This is a genomic window from Pantoea sp. XAF26B01_ASV70, from assembly GCF_054512635.1.
This window is the reverse complement of the sequence record NZ_CM137251.1, coordinates 2,668,492-2,689,849: the sequence shown is the minus strand read 5'-3', so window position 1 is coordinate 2,689,849 and position 21,358 is coordinate 2,668,492. Positions and strand designations below refer to the sequence as shown.

20 protein-coding genes are annotated in these 21,358 nt (G+C 55.9%); 18 read left to right on the top strand and 2 right to left on the bottom strand.

The window, feature by feature from the left end:
- The first annotated feature begins 1 nt into the window (after position 1).
- The 4 genes from ACX8ZY_RS12620 (at position 2) to flgL (ending at position 4,826) form a co-directional block, all read left to right on the top strand.
- Positions 2–1,111, top strand: coding sequence for a flagellar basal body P-ring protein FlgI (locus ACX8ZY_RS12620; RefSeq protein ID WP_010669845.1), 1,110 nt, complete (start codon positions 2–4; stop codon positions 1,109–1,111).
- Positions 1,111–2,073: a flagellar assembly peptidoglycan hydrolase FlgJ gene (flgJ, locus tag ACX8ZY_RS12615; RefSeq protein WP_010246357.1), complete on the top strand. Its 963-nt coding sequence runs from the start codon at positions 1,111–1,113 to the stop codon at positions 2,071–2,073. The genes ACX8ZY_RS12620 and flgJ overlap by 1 nt, the downstream gene beginning before the upstream one ends.
- Before the next feature lie 123 nt (positions 2,074–2,196).
- Complete coding sequence (gene flgK / locus ACX8ZY_RS12610; RefSeq protein WP_010669846.1) at positions 2,197–3,846, top strand: flagellar hook-associated protein FlgK; 1,650 nt, start codon at positions 2,197–2,199, stop codon at positions 3,844–3,846.
- A 14-nt stretch (positions 3,847–3,860) separates the two neighbouring features.
- On the top strand, positions 3,861–4,826 hold the full coding sequence (flgL, locus tag ACX8ZY_RS12605) for a flagellar hook-associated protein FlgL (RefSeq protein ID WP_022625873.1): 966 nt from the start codon (positions 3,861–3,863) through the stop codon (positions 4,824–4,826).
- Positions 4,827–5,135: 309 nt separating this feature from the next.
- On the opposite strand, the gene rne is transcribed toward flgL, so the two are convergent.
- On the bottom strand, positions 5,136–8,594 hold the full coding sequence (gene rne / locus ACX8ZY_RS12600; RefSeq protein WP_158131839.1) for a ribonuclease E: 3,459 nt from the start codon (positions 8,592–8,594) through the stop codon (positions 5,136–5,138).
- 573 nt (positions 8,595–9,167) lie between these two features.
- Here rne and rluC point away from each other — a divergent pair.
- Positions 9,168–10,124: a 23S rRNA pseudouridine(955/2504/2580) synthase RluC gene (rluC, locus tag ACX8ZY_RS12595; RefSeq protein ID WP_158131838.1), complete on the top strand. Its 957-nt coding sequence runs from the start codon at positions 9,168–9,170 to the stop codon at positions 10,122–10,124.
- An 11-nt stretch (positions 10,125–10,135) separates the two neighbouring features.
- Here rluC and ACX8ZY_RS12590 read toward each other — a convergent pair whose 3' ends face one another.
- Positions 10,136–10,723 (bottom strand): Maf family protein, encoded by a 588-nt coding sequence (locus tag ACX8ZY_RS12590; protein WP_022625871.1) that lies wholly within the window; start codon positions 10,721–10,723, stop codon positions 10,136–10,138.
- Between the two features lie 140 nt (positions 10,724–10,863).
- Here ACX8ZY_RS12590 and yceD point away from each other — a divergent pair, with 140 nt between their 5' ends.
- From yceD to ACX8ZY_RS12525, 13 genes are all read left to right on the top strand, one after another.
- On the top strand, positions 10,864–11,385 hold the full coding sequence (gene yceD, locus ACX8ZY_RS12585) for a 23S rRNA accumulation protein YceD (protein WP_010246346.1): 522 nt from the start codon (positions 10,864–10,866) through the stop codon (positions 11,383–11,385).
- A 14-nt stretch (positions 11,386–11,399) separates the two neighbouring features.
- On the top strand, positions 11,400–11,570 hold the full coding sequence (gene rpmF, locus ACX8ZY_RS12580; protein WP_003849870.1) for a 50S ribosomal protein L32: 171 nt from the start codon (positions 11,400–11,402) through the stop codon (positions 11,568–11,570).
- A 25-nt stretch (positions 11,571–11,595) separates the two neighbouring features.
- Complete coding sequence (plsX, locus tag ACX8ZY_RS12575) at positions 11,596–12,636, top strand: phosphate acyltransferase PlsX (RefSeq protein ID WP_022625870.1); 1,041 nt, start codon at positions 11,596–11,598, stop codon at positions 12,634–12,636.
- Positions 12,637–13,590, top strand: a complete 954-nt coding sequence (locus tag ACX8ZY_RS12570; protein WP_010246341.1) for a beta-ketoacyl-ACP synthase III — start codon at positions 12,637–12,639, stop codon at positions 13,588–13,590. It abuts the gene before it with no gap.
- 16 nt (positions 13,591–13,606) lie between these two features.
- Positions 13,607–14,539 carry an ACP S-malonyltransferase gene (gene fabD / locus ACX8ZY_RS12565; protein WP_010669852.1) on the top strand — a complete coding sequence of 311 codons (933 nt, stop codon included), beginning with the start codon at positions 13,607–13,609 and terminating at the stop codon, positions 14,537–14,539.
- 10 nt (positions 14,540–14,549) lie between these two features.
- Complete coding sequence (gene fabG, locus ACX8ZY_RS12560) at positions 14,550–15,284, top strand: 3-oxoacyl-ACP reductase FabG (protein WP_010246337.1); 735 nt, start codon at positions 14,550–14,552, stop codon at positions 15,282–15,284.
- A 154-nt stretch (positions 15,285–15,438) separates the two neighbouring features.
- Entirely contained in the window at positions 15,439–15,675 is a 237-nt protein-coding gene (gene acpP, locus ACX8ZY_RS12555; RefSeq protein WP_003849865.1) for an acyl carrier protein, read from the top strand.
- 85 nt (positions 15,676–15,760) lie between these two features.
- Positions 15,761–17,002 carry a beta-ketoacyl-ACP synthase II gene (gene fabF / locus ACX8ZY_RS12550; protein ID WP_022625869.1) on the top strand — a complete coding sequence of 414 codons (1,242 nt, stop codon included), beginning with the start codon at positions 15,761–15,763 and terminating at the stop codon, positions 17,000–17,002.
- Positions 17,003–17,093: 91 nt separating this feature from the next.
- Positions 17,094–17,909 carry an aminodeoxychorismate lyase gene (pabC, locus tag ACX8ZY_RS12545; protein WP_158131836.1) on the top strand — a complete coding sequence of 272 codons (816 nt, stop codon included), beginning with the start codon at positions 17,094–17,096 and terminating at the stop codon, positions 17,907–17,909.
- Positions 17,906–18,925, top strand: a complete 1,020-nt coding sequence (yceG, locus tag ACX8ZY_RS12540) for a cell division protein YceG (RefSeq protein ID WP_158131835.1) — start codon at positions 17,906–17,908, stop codon at positions 18,923–18,925. Before pabC ends, yceG begins: the two co-directional genes overlap by 4 nt.
- Positions 18,915–19,547 (top strand): dTMP kinase, encoded by a 633-nt coding sequence (gene tmk, locus ACX8ZY_RS12535; RefSeq protein WP_158131834.1) that lies wholly within the window; start codon positions 18,915–18,917, stop codon positions 19,545–19,547. Before yceG ends, tmk begins: the two co-directional genes overlap by 11 nt.
- A complete protein-coding gene (gene holB, locus ACX8ZY_RS12530) occupies positions 19,547–20,536 on the top strand; it encodes a DNA polymerase III subunit delta' (protein WP_158149405.1) in 990 nt (329 codons plus the stop codon). Before tmk ends, holB begins: the two co-directional genes overlap by 1 nt.
- An 18-nt stretch (positions 20,537–20,554) precedes the next feature.
- Positions 20,555–21,346 carry a metal-dependent hydrolase gene (locus tag ACX8ZY_RS12525; RefSeq protein WP_033757273.1) on the top strand — a complete coding sequence of 264 codons (792 nt, stop codon included), beginning with the start codon at positions 20,555–20,557 and terminating at the stop codon, positions 21,344–21,346.
- Positions 21,347–21,358: the final 12 nt, after the last annotated feature.

Below are 21,358 nucleotides of genomic sequence, written 5' to 3'. Positions count from 1 at the left end.
AATGAAAAAGTTAACGCTGTTACGCGCCGGGCTGGCGCTGCTGCTGGGCGTCAGCCTGCTGGCAAAAGCCGATTTGATTCGTGATTTAACCACGGTACAGGGCGTTCGTGATAACCAGCTGCTGGGCTACGGCCTGGTCGTGGGCCTGGATGGCACCGGTGACCAGACCACCCAGACGCCATTTACTACCCAGACAGTGAGCAACATGCTGTCACAGCTTGGTATTACCGTTCCCACCGGGACCAACATGCAGCTGAAGAACGTGGCGGCCGTCATGGTCACCGCTAAACTGCCCTCGTTTGCCCGTCAGGGACAGAACCTGGATGTGGTGGTCTCGTCGCTGGGTAACGCCAAAAGCCTGCGCGGCGGCACGCTGTTAATGACGCCGATGAAAGGGGTCGATAACCAGGTTTATGCGCTGGCGCAGGGTAATATCCTTGTCGGTGGCGCGGGTGCGTCAGCGGGCGGCAGCAGTGTTCAGGTTAACCAGCTGAACGGTGGCCGTATTACCGGCGGTGCAACCGTTGAGCGTGAACTGCAGAGCAACTTTGGTACGCAGAACACCATTAACCTGCAGCTTAACAGCGAAGATTTCTCAATGGCGCAGCGTATTGCTGATGCTATTAACGCCCGTGGCGGCTACGGCGCAGCACAGCCGCTGGATGCCCGTACCGTGCAGATCCGCGTGTCGCCTAATAATGGTGCGCAGGTGCGTCTGCTGGCTGAGATCCAGAACATTAATGTGTCGATCCCGGTTGAAGATGCCAAAGTCATCATCAACTCCCGTACCGGTTCGGTGGTAATGAACCGTGAAGTGACGCTGAATCAGTGTGCAGTGGCGCAGGGCAACCTGTCGGTGACGGTTAACCAGCAGCAGAACGTCAGTCAGCCTGATACTCCACTGGCCGGTGGTCAGACGGTGGCGACGACGCAGACTCAGATCGATCTGCGCCAGACCGGCGGTGCGCTGCAACGCGTCAACGCCAGCGCTAACCTGAACAACGTGGTGCGTGCGCTGAATGCGCTGGGTGCGTCACCTATCGAACTGATGTCAATTCTGCAGTCGATGCAGAGTGCCGGCTGTCTGCGTGCCAAACTGGAAATTATCTGATGGCTGATATGCAATCTCTGACGAGTTCGGCTTTCGACAGCCGTTCCCTGAATGAACTGAAACGCCAGGCCAGCAACGATCCGAAAGGACAAGCGTTGCAGGTGGCGCGTCAGGTCGAAGGGATGTTTGTACAGATGATGCTGAAGAGTATGCGCGAGGCGTTGCCGCAGGACGGCATTATGGGCAACGAGCAGACCAAACTCTTTACCTCTATGTATGATCAGCAGATTGCACAGGAGATGGGGAAGCGCGGCCTGGGCCTGGCGGAAACCATCGTCAAACAGATGCAGCCCGCCACCGCGCCGGATGAAAAAGCCGGTACGGTGCCGATGAAGCTGGATAACAGCTTTATTCTCAGCACCAGCGGGGCAACACCACTGCCGGCGCAGCAGCTGGAGCAGATTGTGCGTAAGGCAATGCCGCGTCTGCCGCCGGTCGCTTCACCGACGGGTCTGCCCAGTGACAGCCGCGAGTTTATCGCCCAGCTGACGCAGCCGGCGCAGGCTGCCAGCCAGCAGAGTGGCATTCCTCATCACCTGATTCTGGCGCAGGCTGCGCTGGAGTCGGGATGGGGCCAGCGTCAGATCCTGACCCGCGACGGCAAACCGAGCTACAACGTGTTCGGGATTAAAGCCAGCGGCGACTGGAAAGGTGACACTACCGATATCATGACCACCGAATATGAGCAGGGTGAAGCGAAGAAAGTGCGTGCCAGCTTCCGCGTCTATAACTCCTATTTTGAGGCGCTGACCGACTACGTCAAACTCCTGACCAAAAACCCACGCTATGCGGCGGTGACGAACGCCTCAAGCGCAGAGCAGGGTGCGCAGGCCTTACAGGCGGCCGGTTATGCCACCGATCCAAAATATGCGCAAAAGCTGGTGGGAATGATTCAGCAATTCAAAAGTATGGGCGACAAAGTCGTCAAAGCTTACAGTCAGGATATGGGCGACCTGTTCTGATCATTGCGCCTCAAGTTTCACTTTAGCAAGCCGATAACATCCCTATAGCCAGAAGCGTTTTCGCCTGCTGGCGCCCACTTTGATGTCTGCCAGCCCGGTTGACGGGGAACGTAAGGAACCGAGATGTCCAGCATAATTAACTCCGCGATGAGCGGATTGAGTGCCGCGCAGGCCGCTCTGAGCACCACGAGTAACAACATTTCCAATTACACCGTGGCGGGCTATTCACGTCAGACCACGGTACTGGCGCAGGCGAACAGTACCCTGCAGGGCAATAGCTATTATGGTAACGGCGTGAATATCACCGGTGTACAACGTGAATATGATGCGTTTATTGCTACGCAGCTGCGCGGTTCCAGCGCCAACTACAGCGCGGTAAGCACCCAGCACAGCCAGATTTCTAACATTGACGATCTGCTGTCGACTTCGACTACCAGCCTGTCGACCTCGCTGCAGGGCTTCTTTACTAACCTGCAGAACGTGGTCAGCAACGCCAACGATCCGTCGGCGCGTCAGTCGATGCTCAGCAATGCGCAGGGGCTGGTCAGCCAGTTCCAGACGTCAGCGCAATACCTGAACAATATGCAGAACAGCGTCAATGCCGATGTCGATTCCAGCATCAAGCAGGTCAACACCATCACCAGCCAGATTGCCGATCTGAACAAACAGATTGGCAAACTGAGCACGGCAAACGGTGCCGCACCTAACGATCTGCTCGATAAGCGCGATCAGCTGGTGAATACCCTGAATAACGTGGTTGGTGTGACGGTATCGCAGCAGGATGGCGGCTACACGGTCGCGATGGCCAATGGCCTGACGCTGGTGAACGGCGACAAATCTCACGATCTGGTGGCGATGCCTTCCAGCAGCGATCCGACACGCACCACCATCGGCTATGTCGATAAGCAGGCGGGCAACGTCGAGATCCCGGAGAAGCTGATCACCACCGGTTCGCTGGGCGGTCTGCTGGCGTTCCGTACTCAGGATCTGGATCTGGCACAGAACCAGCTGGGTCAGTTAGCGGCGGCGTTTACCACCAGTTTCAACGATGTTCACAAGCAGGGCTTCGATAGCAAAGGCAATCAGGGCGTCGATTTCTTTAATATCGGCAGCCCGATCGTGGTGGGCAACAGTAAAAACAGCACCGCCGCGTCCGTCACCGCTGAGTGGACCGATACCAGTGCACTGAAAGCATCCAATTACACCGTGAGTTATGACGGCAATAACTGGACCGCGACCCGCGCCTCAGACAGTACGGCTGTTACCATCACGCCAGGTACTGATGCCAGTGGCAACACCACGCTGAGCTTTGACGGCCTGAAACTGACCGTCGCCGGCACGCCTGCACCTGCTGCCAAAGACAGTTTCCTGGTGAAGCCGGTCCAGAACGCCATCAACGATATGTCAGTCGCGATCACCAGTGAATCGCAGGTGGCCGCCGCGGGTGCTGTCGGTGGGGAGAGTGATAACCGTAATGCGCAAAAACTGCTGAATCTGCAGGATGTGAAACTGGTCGGCGGCAACGCCACGTTGTCTCAGGCCTACGCCACCATCGTCAGTAGTGTGGGTAACAAAACCAGTTCACTGGAAACCACCAGCACCACTCAGAAAAGCGTGGTCAGTCAGCTGACCCAGCGCCAGCAATCGGTCTCTGGGGTAAACCTCGATGAGGAGTACGCCAACCTGACCAAATATCAGCAATATTACATGGCCAATGCGCAGGTGCTGCAGACTGCCAGCACCGTGTTTAATGCATTGATCAATATTCGCTAAGGGCAGGAGATAACATGCGAATCAGTACAAATATGATTTTTGAGCAGCAGGTGCGTGGCATCACTGACTCACAGGCCTCCTGGCTGAAATCAGGCCAGGAGCTCTCCAGCGGCCGCCGTGTGAATAATCCTTCGGACGATCCGATTGCCGCGTCTCGTGCTGTCGTGTTGTCACAAACCCAGCAGCAGGGCAAGCAGTATGCGCTGGCGCGTACCTTTGCCGAGCAGGGTCTCTCACTGGAAGAGAATACGCTGAAAGGCGTCACCGATGGGATCATTGCTGCGCAAGGGCTGATCGTCAATGGTTCAACCGGTACGCTGAGCGACGATGACCGTGGTTCGATTGCTACCCAGCTGGAGGGTATCCGTGCCCAGTTGCTGAACCAGGCAAACAGCCAGGATGCCAATGGCCGCTATATTTTTGCCGGTTATAAAACTGACAGTGCGCCATTTGTGGATGCGGCAGGCACCGGCGTCGGCTACGCAGGCGGCACCGAGGCGATCACTCAGAAGGTCGATACCAGCCGTACCATGACTGTGGGCCATACCGGTGACAATATCTTTATGGCGATCTCTGGCAATGCCACCAAAGAGCCGGATGGCAGTGCCAGCGAAACGAATGTGTTTAAGATGCTGGATAGCGCCATTGCTGCACTGAAAGTGCCGCAGGATGATGCTGACGCCGCAACCAAACAGACCTTCCAGGCGGCGATGGATAAAACCAACCGTGGCCTGGGTAACTCGCTGAATAATGTCTTAACCGTGCGTTCTGAGATTGGTACCCAGCTTGGTGAGATCGATACGCTGAATGCCCAGGGTGATGACCGTAGTGTGATTTACAGCTCGCAGATGAGTGACCTGGTTAACGTGGATTTAACCGAAGCAGCTTCTAACTACACCATGCAGCAGACGGCATTACAGGCGTCCTATAAGACCTTTACCGACATGTCTAAGATGTCGCTGTTCCAGATGAATTCGTAGTCTGACCTGAAATTTTGAGCGTACTTTAACCGGATACGCTTACTTTTTCCCACCCTCCCGCTAAAGGAGGGTGGGATTTTTTTGCCTGCGATTCAGCCGGTGGTGGGAACCATAGAAATTAAACCGGGTTGATTTACAGCGACAGGCTGCTCGCATAACAGACCTGCTTTCACGCCACACACGCACTTTCCTGATTCCTGATAAGCGAGGAGGGGAGGTTAATTATCCTCTGTCCGCTGGCGGGCAGAATCGCAGGCATAAAAAAACCCCGGCTTGCAGGCCGGGGTTTAGTTCACAACAGCTTATGCGTTACGGCTTGGTCGCCGGGGCTGTGGCATGATGTGTGGCGCTATGACCACCCGCAGAACCGCGACCGTCGAACTCATAAGGTGCACGCACCCAGTCACTGTGCGGTGCCGGTTCTGACTGCCAGACTGGCGCAGGTGCTTTAGTCATCGGCGCAGAGGCAAAATGCTTCCAGCGCGTACCGTCATTCGGCACTGAGGCAGTTGCAGGCTCGGATGCCGTTGCAGGCACTGATGCAACAGGTTCGGCCGCAGTCACCGGTGCTGCAGGGGCGACATCGCGTGCGGCCACCGGAGCATGAGGTTCACGAACTGGCGCTGTTTCAGCTTCAGCAGCGACCGGCGCATTCAGAACTTCTTCAACTTCTGCTGCGATCGCTTCGCTGACGTCGGTAGCCGATTGCTCAGCAACCTCTGAAGGATGTGCTTCTTCTGCAACTGCTGCAGGCTGTGCAGTCTCAACCGCAGGTGTCACAACCGGCGCTTCGGTGACAGGCTCAGCAGGCACGGCTTCGGCTGCTACCGCTTCCGCTTTTGCTTCATCTGCCGCCGGAACAACGGAAGGCTGCTCGTCAACCGGCGCGTCGATAGCACGGGTATCGTCAGTATTCACAACCGGCACTGGCGTTTCTGCCTGCGGCTCGGCCTGTTGCACTGGCGCTTCCAGAGCAACAGATTCAACTGCGGCAGCAACGGGCAGCGCACTGGCGGCGTCTGCTGTCTCTTCGCGGTTGTACGCTGGCGTCTCGTGAGTCACATTCTGAACCTGCTCTTCGCTGGCCTGGCTCACCGGGTAACGGATCCAGACTTTACCGGATGCCATCTCTGGTGATGCGGCTGCAGCGGCCAGCGGCATTGCTGACTGAGTCGGATAACGCTCATCACGGTAACGACGACGACGCTGTCCGCTGACGCGCAGATGACGAGGCGAACGACGTGAACGACGCGGCATATTGGCGTTATCACGGTTGTCGTTGTCATCCTGCTCTTCACCCTGCGGTGCCTGGAACTCAGGCTGCGGCTGAGCCACGTCTGTCTGCTGAGGCTGACGCAGTTCAGCCGGCTGGGCAAAGTCGCTGGCTTCGGCTGGCATAGGTGGACGGTTATCATCAACACGCACCTTCTGGTTCAGCTGACGCGGCTTGCGACGCGGCATAACCTGTACGCGCTCATCATCCTGCGGCTCGGTCACGTCCGGAACGTCGGCTACCACTACTGGCTGCTCAGCCACTTTGGCGGCTTCTTCACCGGCGCGTTTCTCTTCCTGACGACGACGCTGACGCTCAGCACGCTGTTCACGGCGCTGTTGCTGCTGCTCATCACGCTGCTGGCGCGCTTCTTCGCTCAGTGCCGGACGCTCTTCACGCACTTCACCAGCCTGGGACTGACGCTTGTTACGGCGATTATCGTTACCCTCGCGCGGCTCGCGATTTTCACGTGGCTCGCGACTTTCGCGCGGTTCACGACTTTCACGAGGTTCGCGGTTTTCACGAGGCTCACGGTTTTCGCGTGGTTCGCGGCCTTCACGCGACTGCGCGTTATCTCCGTTACGCGGCGTACGCTCACGACGATTATTGTTACGACGGTTGTTATTGTTGCTGCGGCGCTCGCCACGGCCGTTGCCGTTTTCCTGCTCGCTTTCAGGCGCTTTCTGCGGTTCTGCAACCTCAGTGGCCACTGGTGCGGCGGCAGGGGCTTCTTCGCCTGCGAACATTTTTTTCAGGCCACCAAGCAGACGGCCAAAGAAGCCGGTGCTGACGGTAGCAGGCGCAGCCACAGCAGGTGCTGATTTTGCGGCTGGCTGGGCTTCAGCGCGTTGCGCTTCTGGCTCAACTTCTACCGGTGCCGGAGGCGCATCAGGCATTACAAACGCGGCCAGAGCAGGCTGCTCAGGACGACGACGTTCAGCATGTTCCTCTTCCGACGGCATCGCCATTTCGGCTTCATGCAGCTTCGGCAGATGATAGCTCAGGGTCTGCGTCTCTTCGCCTTTGCGCACGCGCAGCACGGAGTAGTGTGGGGTCTGCATCTTGTCATCAGGAACGATGATAGCCCGCACGCCACCCTGGCGTGTTTCAATAGCGTTAACCGCTTCACGTTTTTCATTCAGCAGGTAAGAGGCCACCTGAACCGGAACAATGGCGTGAACTTCTTTGGTGTTGTCTTTCAGCGCTTCTTCTTCAATCAGACGCAGGATCGACAGCGCCAGTGACTCGTTATCACGGATGGTGCCGGTGCCGCTACAGCGTGGGCAGACGTGATGACTGGATTCACCTAATGACGGGCTCAGACGCTGACGGGACATCTCCAGCAGGCCGAAACGTGAAATGTGGCTGATCTGAATGCGGGCGCGGTCCTGACGGACAGCTTCACGCAGACGATTCTCAACCGCGCGCTGATGGCGTACTGGCGTCATATCGATGTAATCGATAACGATCAGGCCGCCCAGGTCACGCAGACGCAACTGACGAGCAATCTCATCGGCCGCTTCAAGGTTGGTGTTGAACGCCGTCTCTTCGATATCACCGCCGCGTGTTGCACGTGCTGAGTTGATATCGATAGCGGTCAGCGCTTCGGTACTGTCGATCACAATCGAGCCACCGGAAGGCAGGCGGACTTCACGCTGGAAAGCGGATTCGATTTGCGATTCGATCTGATAGTGGCTGAACAGCGGGATTTCACCGGTGTAGAGCTTAATTTTGCTGCTGAAGTCCGGACGGCCCAGCGCAGCGATATGCTGACGCGCCAGTTCCAGTACTTTCGGGTTATCGATAAGGATTTCACCGATGTCCTGACGCAGATAGTCGCGGAAGGCACGCACAATCACGTTACTTTCCTGATGGATCAGGAACGGAGCAGGGCGGTTTTCAGCGGCTTTCTTGATCGCTTCCCAGTGTTTTAGACGGAAGCTTAAATCCCACTGCAGCGATTCGGCTGATTTACCGACGCCCGCAGTACGGACAATCAGGCCCATGCCTTCCGGCAGTTCCAGCGCCGACAGGGCTTCTTTCAGCTCGGTACGATCGTCACCTTCGATACGGCGAGAGATACCGCCTGCACGTGGGTTGTTCGGCATCAGTACCAGATAGCTGCCCGCCAGAGAGATAAAGGTGGTCAGCGCAGCGCCTTTATTGCCGCGTTCTTCTTTATCGATCTGAACAATGACTTCCTGACCTTCACGCAGCACGTCTTTAATATTCGGACGACCATGCGCGTTATAGCTGGAGGGGAAGTATTCGCGGGAGATTTCTTTTAACGGGAGGAAACCGTGACGCTCTGCGCCGTAATCGACAAACGCAGCTTCAAGGCTGGGTTCAATGCGAGTGATTTTACCTTTGTAAATGTTGGCTTTTTTCTGCTCGTGTCCAGGACTTTCAATATCCAGATCGTACAGACGCTGACCGTCAACCAGGGCAACGCGCAACTCCTCCTGCTGAGTTGCGTTTATTAACATTCTTTTCATCGTGACTTACTCGTTATTCTTTCATGAGTGATTACAGCTGCGGGCATAGTTACCCTGGACGAGTATCAACCGATGGCCCCGTGACTTAGTGCAATGTCGTCAACCTCACGGCTGTCGACCGCGCGAGGGGCGCAAATAACGTCGGTGGCCTGTTTTTCATAAGGGAAAACAGCACCAGATAGTGGAAATGCCTGAGAGAATAAAGAAAACCCGTGCATCCCATACTGTTGTCCAGGCCGCAACCCGCAGCCCGCTAAGTGCCTGATTTCGCATTACGTCTTACGCCATTGCTGCGTGTCTGCTCAATCCGGCAAAATGACAATTTCGCTCTTTTTCTGCCCTGAAATGGTTCAGGTAAGAAACTCAAGCATTATCCCATTGCTAACCTTCATATAGCAAGGCGACTTTAGCCAGCTTGTGAAGTTTCTTTACATTTAAATCGCTAATGTGTCGGACAAAACAGCGCTTTGCTGAAAAAGCCAGCAGAGAGGCGACCTGCCGTCACATCAACTCCAGAGTTAAGCACAGAAAAAGGGGTGGCGCTATCAGGGGACACTATTTAGAATCGCCGCCATGAAAACAGATAATCCCGGCGTACATTTTGTCGCCATCACGGCTGAAAATGCCGGACAACGCATTGATAACTTTTTGCGCACCCAGCTCAAGGGTGTGCCCAAAAGCATGATTTATCGCATCGTTCGCAAAGGCGAGGTGCGGGTGAACAAAAAGCGCGTCAAGCCAGAATATAAGCTGGAGGAGGGCGATGAGGTGCGCATTCCGCCGGTTCGGGTAGCGGAACGCGATGAAGATGCCGTTTCCCCCAAACTGGCGAAAGTGGCTTCACTGGCCGATGCCATCCTGTTTGAGGATGAGTCGCTGCTGGTGATGAACAAGCCTTCCGGCACAGCCGTACATGGCGGTAGCGGACTCAGCTTCGGGGTAATTGAAGGGTTACGTGCCCTGCGACCGGAAGCACGCTTTCTGGAGCTGGTGCATCGCCTGGATCGTGACACCTCCGGCATTCTGCTGGTCGCTAAAAAGCGTTCGGCGCTGCGTTCCCTCCATGAGCAACTGCGCGAAAAGGGGATGCAGAAAGACTATCTGGCCCTGGTGCGCGGCAACTGGCCGTCACACCTGAAGGTGGTTCAGGCGCCGCTGCTGAAAAACATTCTGCAGAGCGGTGAGCGCGTGGTGCGCGTCAGCAGCGAAGGCAAAGCCTCAGAAACCCGCTTTAAAGTAGAAGAGCGGTTCGAGTTTGCCACGCTGGTGAAAGCGAGCCCGGTCACCGGTCGTACCCATCAGATTCGCGTCCATACGCTGCATGCCGGGCATCCCATTGCCTTCGACGATCGCTACGGAGAACGTGAGTTTGACAGTCAGCTGGCGGCAACCGGTTTAAAACGCCTTTTCCTGCATGCTGCGGCGCTGACCTTTACGCATCCCGGCACTGGCGAAGTGATGCGGGTCGAAGCGCCACTGGATGATGGCCTGAAGCAATGCCTGCTTAAGCTGCGTCAGCTGAAAGCGTAATCTTTCCGGCATCAGTTCGTTAAAGGATTGATGCCGGCCTGCTGCAACATCTCATTGAGCGCGATCAACGGCAGCCCGACCAGCGTATTGGGATCGCGTCCCTCCAGCCGATCAAACAGACAAATCCCCAGACCTTCACTTTTAAAACTGCCCGCACACTGAAGCGGCTGCTCCTTTTCCACATAGCCGCTGATTTCAGCGTCAGTTAACGTGCGGAAATGAACCACAAAGGGCTCACAGCAGTGCAGCAGCGTGCCACTGACCGGATGAAATAGCGCCAGACCGGTATAAAAGGTAATGGCTTTTCCGCTGGCGGCACGCAGTTGCGCCCGCGCATTCTCAGCCGTGTGAGGCTTACCGGCGATTGCGCCATCCAGCACGCAAACCTGGTCGGAGCCGATTATCCAGTGGCTGGGATACGTTTTTGCCAGCGCCTGCGCTTTAGCCACGGCAAGACGGGTCACCAGCACTTCAGCGGTTTCATCGGGCTGAGGTGACTCATCAACCTCAGGCGCGGCGGTAATAAAAGGCAGGCCCAGTTTATGCAGTAATGCCTGCCGAAAGGGCGAGGTTGAAGCTAAAAGAATCGATGGCGTCATTTTTTTTCAATAGTGATAGCGAATTGGTGACAGTCATTTTAAACTGTGCGCCGCACTGGATGCGAATAGTGGTTGAAAGATGCTGTTTAACGGCCTTTTTCTTTGACTCTATGACATTACAAAGTTAATATGCGCGCCCTATGCAAAAGGTAAAATTACCCCTAACGCTGGACCCTGTCCGCACTGCTCAGAAGCGCCTTGATTATCAGGGTGTCTACACATCTGTACAGGTGGAGCGTGTGGCCGAGTCGGTCGTTAGTGTGGACAGTGATGTGGATTGTGCCATGTCGTTTGCGGTTGATAACCAACGTCTGGCAGTACTGACGGGTACTGCTGAAGTACAAGTGACGTTGCGTTGCCAGCGCTGCAACCAGACCTTTCCTCATCACGTAAAAGTGAGTTACTGCTTCAGCCCTGTCTCTTCTGAAGAGCAGGCCGAGGCATTGCCGGAAGCGTACGAGCCGGTCGATGTCAACGAGTTTGGTGAGATCGATCTGCTGGCGGTTGTCGAGGATGAAATTATTCTCGCGCTGCCGGTCGTTCCGGTGCACGATTCTGAACACTGTGAAGTGTCCGAGGCGGACATGGTCTTTGGTAAACTGCCTGCAGAGGTGGAGAAACCAAATCCATTTGCCGTATTAGCCAGTTTAAAGCGTAAGTAATAGGAGTAAGGTCCATGGCCGTACAACAGAATAAACCCACCCGTTCTAAGCGTGGTATGCGTCGTTCGCACGATGCGCTGACCACTGCTGCTCTGTCAGTAGATAAAGTTTCTGGCGAAACTCATCTGCGTCACCACATCACTGCGGACGGTTACTACCGCGGTCGCAAGGTTATCGTTAAGTAAGTTTCTTGCTTAGCAAGGCGATACCTTGACACGTTTGACCCTGGCGATTGATGCCATGGGCGGGGACTTCGGTCCCTGCGTGACAGTGCCTGCAGCATTGCAGGCACTGGCCTCTCATTCGGAACTATTCCTTCTTCTGGTCGGACATCCCGACACCCTCATGCCATTGCTTGCCAAAGCGGATTCCTCCCTGATGGGGCGTTTGCAGGTCATCCCTGCCGAATCGGTTATTGCAAGTGATGCGCGGCCCGCTCAGGCCATCCGCAACAGTCGCGGCAGCTCAATGCGTGTGGCACTGGAGATGGTTAAAGAGGGACGTGCGCAGGCCTGCATCAGCGCCGGGAATACCGGTGCGCTGATGGGGCTGTCGACACTCTTATTAAAACCGCTGGATGGCATTAAACGTCCGGCGCTGATGTCCGTTTTACCGCACCAGCAACAGGGTAAAACCGTGGTGCTGGATCTGGGCGCAAATGTGGGCTCAGACAGTGCGATGCTGGTGCAGTTTGCTGTAATGGGGTCGGTAATGGCTGAGCATGTGCTTGGTATTGCACGGCCCCGTGTCGCGTTGCTCAATATTGGTCATGAAGAGACCAAAGGGCTGGAAACGATCCGCGACGCCGCGGCAGTGCTGCGAGAATCACCGCAAATCAACTATATTGGTTACCTTGAAGGTAACGAACTGCTCACCGGTAAAACGGATGTGATGGTCTGTGACGGTTTTGTCGGAAACGTCACGCTGAAGACTATGGAAGGCGTGGTAAGAATGTTTCTTTCTCTGCTGAAGTCATCAGGGGAAGGTAAAAAACGGTCATGGTGGCTTCAGTTGCTGGGACGCTGGATTCAGAAACGTCTGACGAAGCGCTTCGGGCATCTCCACCCTGACCAGTACAATGGCGCTTGTCTGTTAGGATTGCGCGGAACAGTGATCAAGAGTCACGGTGCGGCAAATCAACACGCCTTCGCTGTGGCGATAGAACAGGCAGAGCAGGCGGTGAGGCAGCAAATTCCCGAGCGAATTGCTGCGCGCCTTGATGCTGTATTAGCCAGGAGTGACAAAGCCTAGATGTATACCAAAATTATCGGTACGGGCAGTTATCTGCCAAGCCAGATCCGCACCAATGCCGATCTGGAAAAAATGGTGGAGACGTCGGACGAGTGGATTGTTACCCGTACCGGCATCCGCGAGCGCCGTATTGCTGCGCCTGACGAAACCGTCGCCACCATGGGATTCAGTGCGGCGCAACGCGCCCTTGAAATGGCAGGCATTGAAGCGAACGATGTTGGGCTGATTATTGTCGCCACAACCTCTTCCAGTCATGCCTTCCCCAGTTCTGCCTGCATGATCCAGCAAATGCTGGAAATCAAAGACTGCGCGGCGTTTGACCTCGCTGCCGCCTGTGCAGGTTTCACCTATGCACTGAGCGTGGCCGATCAATACATCAAAAATGGCGCAGTGAAACATGCTCTGGTGATTGGTGCTGATGTCCTGGCACGCGCACTTGATCCGGAAGATCGCGGCACGATCATCCTGTTTGGCGATGGTGCAGGCGCGGTCGTGCTGGGTCAGAGCGAAGAGCAGGGGATCATCTCTACCCATCTTCATGCTGATGGTCGCTATTCACAGCTGCTGACGCTGCCTTATCAGGATCGTGCGCATCAGGATCAGCCCGCTTATGTCACCATGTCAGGCAACGAAGTCTTCAAGGTTGCCGTCACCGAGCTGGCTCACATCGTTGATGAAACGCTGCAGGCCAATAATCTCGATCGTGAAATGCTGGACTGGCTGGTGCCGCATCAGGCGAACCTGCGCATTATCAGCGCCACCGCGAAAAAACTCGGCATGACCATGGATAAAGTGGTCGTCACACTGGATCGTCATGGCAATACCTCTGCCGCATCGGTGCCAAGCGCACTGGATGAAGCGGTCCGTGATGGCCGCATCAAACCCGGACACCTTATTCTGCTGGAAGCCTTTGGTGGTGGATTCACCTGGGGTTCTGCGCTGGTTCGCTTTTGATTGACAGGAACGAAAAATGACGCAATTTGCATTTGTTTTCCCCGGTCAGGGTTCACAGACCGTGGGCATGCTGACTGAATTAGCGGCAACGTATCCGCTGGTAGAAGAGACCTTCCGTGAAGCCTCTGACGCGCTGGGATATGATCTGTGGCAATTAGTAAGTCAGGGTCCGGCTGAAGAGCTGAACAAAACCTGGCAGACTCAGCCTGCACTGTTAGCCGCCTCCGTGGCAATCTACCGTGTCTGGCAGCAGCAGGGCGGTGAACAGCCAGCCCTGATGGCCGGTCACAGCCTGGGTGAATATTCAGCGCTGGTTTGCGCGGGTGTGCTTAATTTTGCGGATGCAGTGAAGCTGGTTGAACTGCGCGGCAAACTGATGCAGGAAGCGGTGCCTGAAGGCACTGGCGCGATGCAGGCGATTATTGGCCTGGATGACGCGGCTATCCGCAAAGCCTGTGAAGAGAGCGCGCAGGGTCAGGTTGTCTCACCGGTTAACTTTAACTCGCCGGGCCAGGTGGTTATTGCGGGTAACAAAGAAGCCGTTGAACGTGCGGGTGCCGCCTGTAAAGCAGCGGGCGCTAAGCGTGCCTTGCCACTGCCGGTCAGCGTTCCTTCTCACTGCGCACTGATGAAGCCTGCGGCCGATAAACTGGCAGTGGCGCTGGAGAGCATCACCTTTAACGCGCCTGCGGTACCGGTGATCAACAACGTCGATGTGAAAGCTGAAACCGACGCTGCGGCCATCCGCCATGCGCTGGTCCGTCAGCTCTACAGCCCGGTTCGCTGGACCGAGAGCGTGGAAGCGATGGCAGCACAGGGCGTGACGCAGCTCCTGGAGATGGGGCCAGGTAAAGTCCTGACCGGACTGACGAAACGTATTGTCGATAGCCTGACAGCGGCTGCCGTTAACGATACTGCATCCCTGACGGCTGCACTCGGTAAGGAATAAGAGGAAAATCATGAGCTTTGAAGGTAAAGTTGCGCTGGTTACCGGCGCGAGTCGCGGCATTGGTCGTGCGATTGCAGAAACACTGGCGGCACGCGGTGCTAAAGTGGTAGGAACTGCAACCAGCCAGAGTGGCGCCGACGCCATCAGTGCTTACCTTGGCGACAAGGGCAAAGGCCTGTTACTGAATGTGACTGACGCTGACTCAATCAGCACTGTTTTAGAGAATATTCGTGCTGAATTTGGCGAAGTGGATATTTTAGTCAATAATGCAGGCATTACGCGTGATAATCTTCTCATGCGCATGAAGGACGATGAGTGGGAGGATATCCTGGATACCAACCTCACATCGGTATTCCGCCTTTCCAAGGCGGTCCTGCGTGCCATGATGAAAAAGCGCGTGGGCCGTATCATCACCATTGGTTCCGTTGTTGGAACTATGGGTAATGCGGGCCAGGCAAACTATGCGGCAGCAAAAGCGGGTTTGATTGGCTTTAGCAAATCACTGGCGCGCGAAATCGCGTCACGTGGCATTACCGTCAACGTCGTGGCTCCAGGCTTTATTGAGACTGACATGACGCGGGCACTGAACGAAGATCAACGTTCCGGTATTTTGGCGGAAGTTCCTGCGGGTCGCTTAGGCGATGCTCAGGAAATCGCCAATGCTGTGGCATTTTTAGCCTCTGACGAAGCAGCCTACATCACAGGTGAAACGCTGCACGTCAATGGCGGAATGTACATGGTCTGATAAATCACGAAATGATTTGCTTTATTTGCGGTTAGAACCGCAAAATAACGCAAAATCGTGGTTCGACCAGCCGGGATTTTGTTGCATCTTTTTCACCATTTTATACACTACGAAAACCATCGCGAAAGCGAGTTTTGATAGGAAATTAAATAGTATGAGCGATATCGAACAACGCGTTAAGAAAATCATCAGTGAGCAGCTGGGTGTGAAAGAGGAAGAAGTCACCAACTCTGCATCTTTCGTAGAAGACCTGGGTGCCGATTCTCTTGATACCGTTGAGCTGGTGATGGCTCTGGAAGAAGAGTTTGATACTGAGATTCCAGACGAAGAAGCTGAGAAAATCACTACCGTTCAGGCAGCGATCGACTATATCAATAGCCATAAAGGCTAATGAATATCTTCAGGCGGTCGCTCGACCGCCTGATTTTTTTGTTTGTCCCACATAGTTCCCTATTTCCCCTCCCTGGAGGACGAACGTGTCTAAGCGTCGTGTAGTTGTGACTGGTCTTGGCATGTTGTCTCCTGTCGGCAATACCGTAGAGTCTACCTGGAGTGCTCTCCTTGCCGGTCAGAGCGGCATTACCCTGATCGACCATTTTGATACCAGTGCTTATGCAACACGTTTTGCAGGTCTGGTAAGAGATTTTAATTGTGATGACTACATCTCGCGCAAAGATCAGCGCAAGATGGATGCCTTCATCCAGTACGGCATTGTGGCCGGTATGCAGGCCATGCAGGACAGTGGTCTGGTTGTTACCGACGAAAATGCAAGCCGTATGGGCGCAGCAATTGGCTCCGGCATCGGTGGTTTAGGTCTGATTGAAGAGAATCATACTTCGCTGGTCAACGGCGGCCCGCGCAAAATCAGCCCATTTTTTGTGCCTTCAACCATCGTTAACATGGTGGCGGGTCATCTCAGCATCATGTATGGCCTGAAAGGTCCAAGCATCTCTATCGCGACAGCCTGTACCTCTGGTGTGCATAACATCGGTCATGCCGCACGCATCATCGCCTATAACGATGCTGATGTGATGCTGGCGGGTGGCACAGAGAAAGCCAGTACGCCATTAGGCGTCGGTGGCTTTGGTGCAGCACGTGCTCTCTCAACCCGTAATGAAAACCCGCAAGCGGCCAGCCGCCCGTGGGATAAAGATCGTGACGGTTTTGTGCTGGGTGACGGCGCTGGCATTGTGGTACTCGAAGAGTATGAACATGCGAAGAAACGTGGTGCGAAAATCTACGCGGAAATCGTAGGTTTTGGTATGAGCAGCGATGCCTATCACATGACTTCACCACCAGAAGATGGATCAGGCGCCGCGGCGGCAATGATCAACGCATTGCGCGATGCTCAGCTTACGCCAGAGCAGATCGGCTATGTCAACGCGCACGGCACCTCCACGCCAGCGGGTGATAAAGCGGAAGCGCGGGCGGTGAAATCGGTCTTTGGGGCAGCAGCCAGCAGCGTGATGGTGAGCTCGACCAAATCAATGACCGGACACTTACTGGGTGCGGCAGGCGCGGTTGAATCGATCTATTCGATTCTGGCGCTGCGCGACCAGGCCGTTCCACCGACCATTAACCTCGACAATCCGGATGAGGGCTGCGATCTCGACTTCGTGCCTCACACCGCGCGTCAGGTTCCCGGTCTGGAGTACACCCTGTGTAACTCCTTCGGTTTCGGCGGAACCAACGGTTCGTTGATCTTCCGTAAAGTGTAATCGTTGTTGATTGCTAAAAAGGCCCGCGATGCGGGCCTTTTTTTATCCTGCAGAATGCGCTGAAATCACGAGTCACGCTCAGGAGAGAACCATGTGGATTAACGGGTTAAAACAATCGATGCTGGCCGCCAGTGACCGCGGCCTGCAGTTTGGGGATGGCTGTTTTACTACCGCCGCGGTGCGTCAGGGTAAAATCGTGCTGCTGGAGAGCCACATTCAGCGCCTCAGAGAGGGTTGTGAGCGGTTATGGATTGATGGCGTCGACTGGTTTCAGCTTGAGACTGAAATGCGACAGGCCGCGCAGCAACAAACCCAGGCGGTGCTGAAAGTGATTATCAGCGCCGGCAGCGGCGGACGGGGCTACAGCCGGCGCGGCTGTGGTGAACCCACGCGGGTCGTCTCGCTGGCACCCTGGCCGCAACATTACGCCGATTTACAGCAGCGTGGCGCGTCACTCCGACTCAGCCCGATCCGTCTGGCACGTAATCCACAGTTTGCCGGAATCAAGCACCTTAATCGTCTGGAGCAGGTGATGATCAGAGCTCATCTTGACCAGACAGACGCCGACGAGGCGCTGGTGCTTGACACTGAAGGTTGGGTGGTGGAATGCTGTGCGGCCAATTTATTCTGGCGTCAGGGCTCGCAAATTTTCACGCCTGATCTGTCAGCGTCGGGTGTGGATGGCATTATGCGGCGGAGTCTGATGGCGCAACTTGCGGCCGAAGGCCAGGCTTGCCAGGTAATAAAAAGCGAACCGGCGCAGCTGCTGGCCGCCGATGAAGTGGTGATATGTAACGCGCTGATGCCGGTCCTGCCGGTCCGACAGATAGAAGCGGTAGAGTTTACTGAGCGCTCGCTGTTTAATCAGTTGCGCGCAAGCTGTGAAAAGATAATGGATGCATCATGATTCGAAGCAAAAAAATCGTCGTCAGCCTGCTGGCGATCGTGGGTCTCGCGGCTGTGCTGAGTTACTGGCAGGTTAAGCGGTTTGCGGCCACCCCGTTAACCCTGCAGCAGGAAACGATCTACACGCTGCCTGCCGGCACGGGCCGGGTCGCACTTGAAGCGCAGCTGGAAGAGCAGAAGATTATTCCGCACAGTATCTGGTTTGGCGCGCTGCTGCGTCTGGAACCTGAACTGGCGACCTTCAAGGCGGGTACCTATCGCCTTGAGCCGACCATGACGGTGCGTTCGCTGTTACAGCTGCTGGCCAGCGGTAAAGAGGCGCAGTTCCCGGTGCGGTTCGTGGAAGGCCAGCGGCTGAAAGAGTGGCTGAGTGAGCTGCGCAAAGCGCCTTATATCCGGCATACCCTGAAAGATGATCAGTTCGCCACCCTTGCCAGCGCACTAAAAGTGGAGCCTGAGCAGCTGGAGGGCAACTTCTTCCCGGATACCTGGCTCTACACGGCTAATACCACCGATATGGCGCTGCTGCAGCGCGCTCATGAGCGGATGAAAAAAACCATTGCTGAGGTGTGGCAGGGACGGGCGGATAATCTGCCCTATAAAACCCCACAGGAGCTGGTGACCATGGCCTCAATCATTGAGAAAGAGACCGGCGTCAGCGAAGAGCGCGCGCGCGTAGCCTCGGTGTTTATCAATCGCCTGCGCACCGGTATGCGGTTACAGACCGATCCCACCGTCATCTATGGCATGGGCGACAGCTATAACGGGACGCTGACCCGCAAAGATCTTGAGACGGCCAGCGCTTACAATACCTATATCATTAACGGTCTGCCGCCGGGTCCGATCGCCATGCCGGGTAAAGCCTCTCTGCAGGCAGCGGCTCATCCCGAGAAAACCAACTATCTCTATTTTGTTGCGGACGGCAAGGGCGGCCATACCTTTACGACTAATCTTGCCAGCCATAACAAGGCGGTGCAGGTTTACCGGCAGACGCTAAAGGAAAAAAATGAACAGTAAGTTTATCGTCATTGAAGGCCTGGAAGGTGCCGGCAAAACCACCGCGCGTGACGCCATCGTCGCCACGCTGCGTGCCCGTGGCATTCACGATCTGGTCTTTACCCGTGAGCCTGGCGGAACGCCGCTGGCAGAACAGCTGCGGGTGCTGTTTAAGCAGGGTATTGAGGGCGAGCAGGCCACAGATAAAGCGGAACTGCTGATGCTCTATGCGGCACGGGTTCAGCTGGTGGAAACGGTCATTAAACCGGCGCTGGCGCGCGGTGCCTGGGTGATCGGCGACCGTCATGATCTCTCTTCTCAGGCTTATCAGGGGGGTGGACGTGGACTTGATGCCGGTCTGATGCAGACGCTGCGCGATACCGTGTTAGGCGATTTCCGCCCCGATCTCACGCTCTATCTTGATGTGACACCCGATATCGGTCTGCAGCGCGCCCGTGCGCGCGGTGAGCTGGATCGCATTGAGCAGGAGTCATTGCGCTTCTTTGAACGCACCCGCGCGCGCTATCTGGCGCTGGCAGCGGAGGACCCCACCATCATCACCATAGATGCTACACAATCACTGGGCGATGTGACAGCGTCACTTCAGGCGGCGCTGGATGGCTGGCTGGCGGAGCAGGCGTGATGAACTGGTATCCGTGGCTGAATCAGCCTTATCGCCAGGTGATTGGCCAGCATCAGGAGAATCGCGCTCACCATGCGTTGTTGATCCAGGCGATGGCAGGTATGGGCGATGAGGCGCTGGTCTGGGGGATGAGCCGCTGGCTGATGTGCCAGCAGCGGGATGGCCTGAAAAGTTGCGGGCAGTGTCACGGTTGCCAGCTGATGCAGGCCAATACCCATCCTGACTGGTATCGGCTTGAGGCGGAGAAGGGCAAAAGTACCCTGGGCATCGACGCGGTGCGGCAGGTAACGGAAAAAATGTACCACTTTGGTCAGCAGGGCGGCGCGAAAGTGGTCTGGCTGCCGGATGCCGCGCAGCTTTCGGAAGCGGCGGCCAACGCCTTGCTGAAAACGCTGGAAGAGCCGCCAGCCAACAGCTGGTTCTTCCTCAGCAGCCGCGATCCCTCGCGCCTGCTGGCCACGCTGCGCAGCCGCTGCATGGCGCTGCATCTGACGCCGCCGGACGAAGGACAAAGCCTGCTCTGGCTGAAGAAGCACGCTGCGCACGACGAACAGATGCTGCTGGCGGCTCTGCGTCTGAGCGCAGGTGCACCCGGTGCGGCGCTGAGCCTGCTGGAAAACGGACCGTGGCAGGCCCGGCAGAAGCTCTGCGATGCGCTGTCCGCTGCGTTACAGCAGGACATCCTGCAACTGCTACCTACGCTGAACGCCGACGACGCGGCAGCGCGTATCGGCTGGCTGCTCTCTTTGCTGCTGGATGCAATGAAGTGGCAGCAACATGCGGGTCAGTGGCTGAGTAATATCGATCGTCAGGATGTGGTGCAGTTGCTGGCCGGATACTTTTCTGCCAGCGCGCTCAACAGCAGCATCCAGGAGTGGATGCGCTGTCGCGAGCAGCTACTGCATGTGGCATCGGTAAATCGCGAATTATTGCTGACCGATCAGCTTCTGAGCTGGGCGGACAAACAGAAGCCCGCGCTTGTCGGCTAAACCTATCTGAGAGTAATTATGTTTATTGTGGATTCCCATTGCCATCTTGATGGCCTGGACTATGAAAAGAACCATCGTGACCTGGATGATGTGATCGCCAAAGCGGCGGCGCGTGATGTGAAATTTATGCTGGCAATCGCCACTACGCTGCCGGGTTTTCATACCCTTAAAAGTCTGGTCGGCGAACGGAAAAATATAGCGCTCTCCTGCGGTGTGCATCCGCTGAATCAGGAAGAGGCCTATGATGTTGAGGAGTTTCGTCGGCTCTCTGCCGATCCTCAGGTGGTGGCCCTGGGTGAAACCGGGCTGGATTATCACTATCAGCCAGAAACGAAAGATCAGCAGCAGCGCTCGTTCCGGGAGCATATCCGTACCGGTATTGCGCTGAACAAACCGATCATTGTTCACACCCGTGATGCCCGCGAAGATACGCTGGCGATTCTGCGTGAAGAGCAGGTTGAACGTTGCGGCGGCGTGCTGCACTGCTTCACTGAGGATCAGCCCACCGCAGCAAAACTGCTGGATATGGGCTTCTACATCTCTTTTTCCGGCATCGTCACATTCCGCAATGCCGAGCAGTTACGTGAAGCCGCACGCTATGTGCCGCTGGATCGGATGCTGGTGGAAACGGATTCGCCTTATCTGGCCCCGGTGCCTTTCCGTGGTAAAGAGAATCAGCCCGCTTATACGCGCGATGTTGCCGAATATCTGGCTGTCCTGAAAGGGGTGGATTTAGAAACGCTGGCAGCCACCACCACCCAAAACTTCTCAACGCTGTTTCATATCCCGATGAGCCAGCTGGGCGCCTGATCAGCTATTATT

Coding starts and splice junctions, on each gene's coding strand:
- rne (WP_158131839.1), bottom strand. CDS start 8,594: ATGAAAAGAATGTTAATAAACGCAACTCAGCAGGAGGAGTTGCGCGTT.
- rpmF (WP_003849870.1), top strand. CDS start 11,400: ATGGCCGTACAACAGAATAAACCCACCCGTTCTAAGCGTGGTATGCGT.
- pabC (WP_158131836.1), top strand. CDS start 17,094: ATGTGGATTAACGGGTTAAAACAATCGATGCTGGCCGCCAGTGACCGC.
- ACX8ZY_RS12570 (WP_010246341.1), top strand. CDS start 12,637: ATGTATACCAAAATTATCGGTACGGGCAGTTATCTGCCAAGCCAGATC.
- flgK (WP_010669846.1), top strand. CDS start 2,197: ATGTCCAGCATAATTAACTCCGCGATGAGCGGATTGAGTGCCGCGCAG.
- holB (WP_158149405.1), top strand. CDS start 19,547: ATGAACTGGTATCCGTGGCTGAATCAGCCTTATCGCCAGGTGATTGGC.
- ACX8ZY_RS12590 (WP_022625871.1), bottom strand. CDS start 10,723: ATGACGCCATCGATTCTTTTAGCTTCAACCTCGCCCTTTCGGCAGGCA.
- fabD (WP_010669852.1), top strand. CDS start 13,607: ATGACGCAATTTGCATTTGTTTTCCCCGGTCAGGGTTCACAGACCGTG.
- acpP (WP_003849865.1), top strand. CDS start 15,439: ATGAGCGATATCGAACAACGCGTTAAGAAAATCATCAGTGAGCAGCTG.
- flgJ (WP_010246357.1), top strand. CDS start 1,111: ATGGCTGATATGCAATCTCTGACGAGTTCGGCTTTCGACAGCCGTTCC.
- ACX8ZY_RS12620 (WP_010669845.1), top strand. CDS start 2: ATGAAAAAGTTAACGCTGTTACGCGCCGGGCTGGCGCTGCTGCTGGGC.
- flgL (WP_022625873.1), top strand. CDS start 3,861: ATGCGAATCAGTACAAATATGATTTTTGAGCAGCAGGTGCGTGGCATC.
- tmk (WP_158131834.1), top strand. CDS start 18,915: ATGAACAGTAAGTTTATCGTCATTGAAGGCCTGGAAGGTGCCGGCAAA.
- yceG (WP_158131835.1), top strand. CDS start 17,906: ATGATTCGAAGCAAAAAAATCGTCGTCAGCCTGCTGGCGATCGTGGGT.
- yceD (WP_010246346.1), top strand. CDS start 10,864: ATGCAAAAGGTAAAATTACCCCTAACGCTGGACCCTGTCCGCACTGCT.
- rluC (WP_158131838.1), top strand. CDS start 9,168: ATGAAAACAGATAATCCCGGCGTACATTTTGTCGCCATCACGGCTGAA.
- fabG (WP_010246337.1), top strand. CDS start 14,550: ATGAGCTTTGAAGGTAAAGTTGCGCTGGTTACCGGCGCGAGTCGCGGC.
- ACX8ZY_RS12525 (WP_033757273.1), top strand. CDS start 20,555: ATGTTTATTGTGGATTCCCATTGCCATCTTGATGGCCTGGACTATGAA.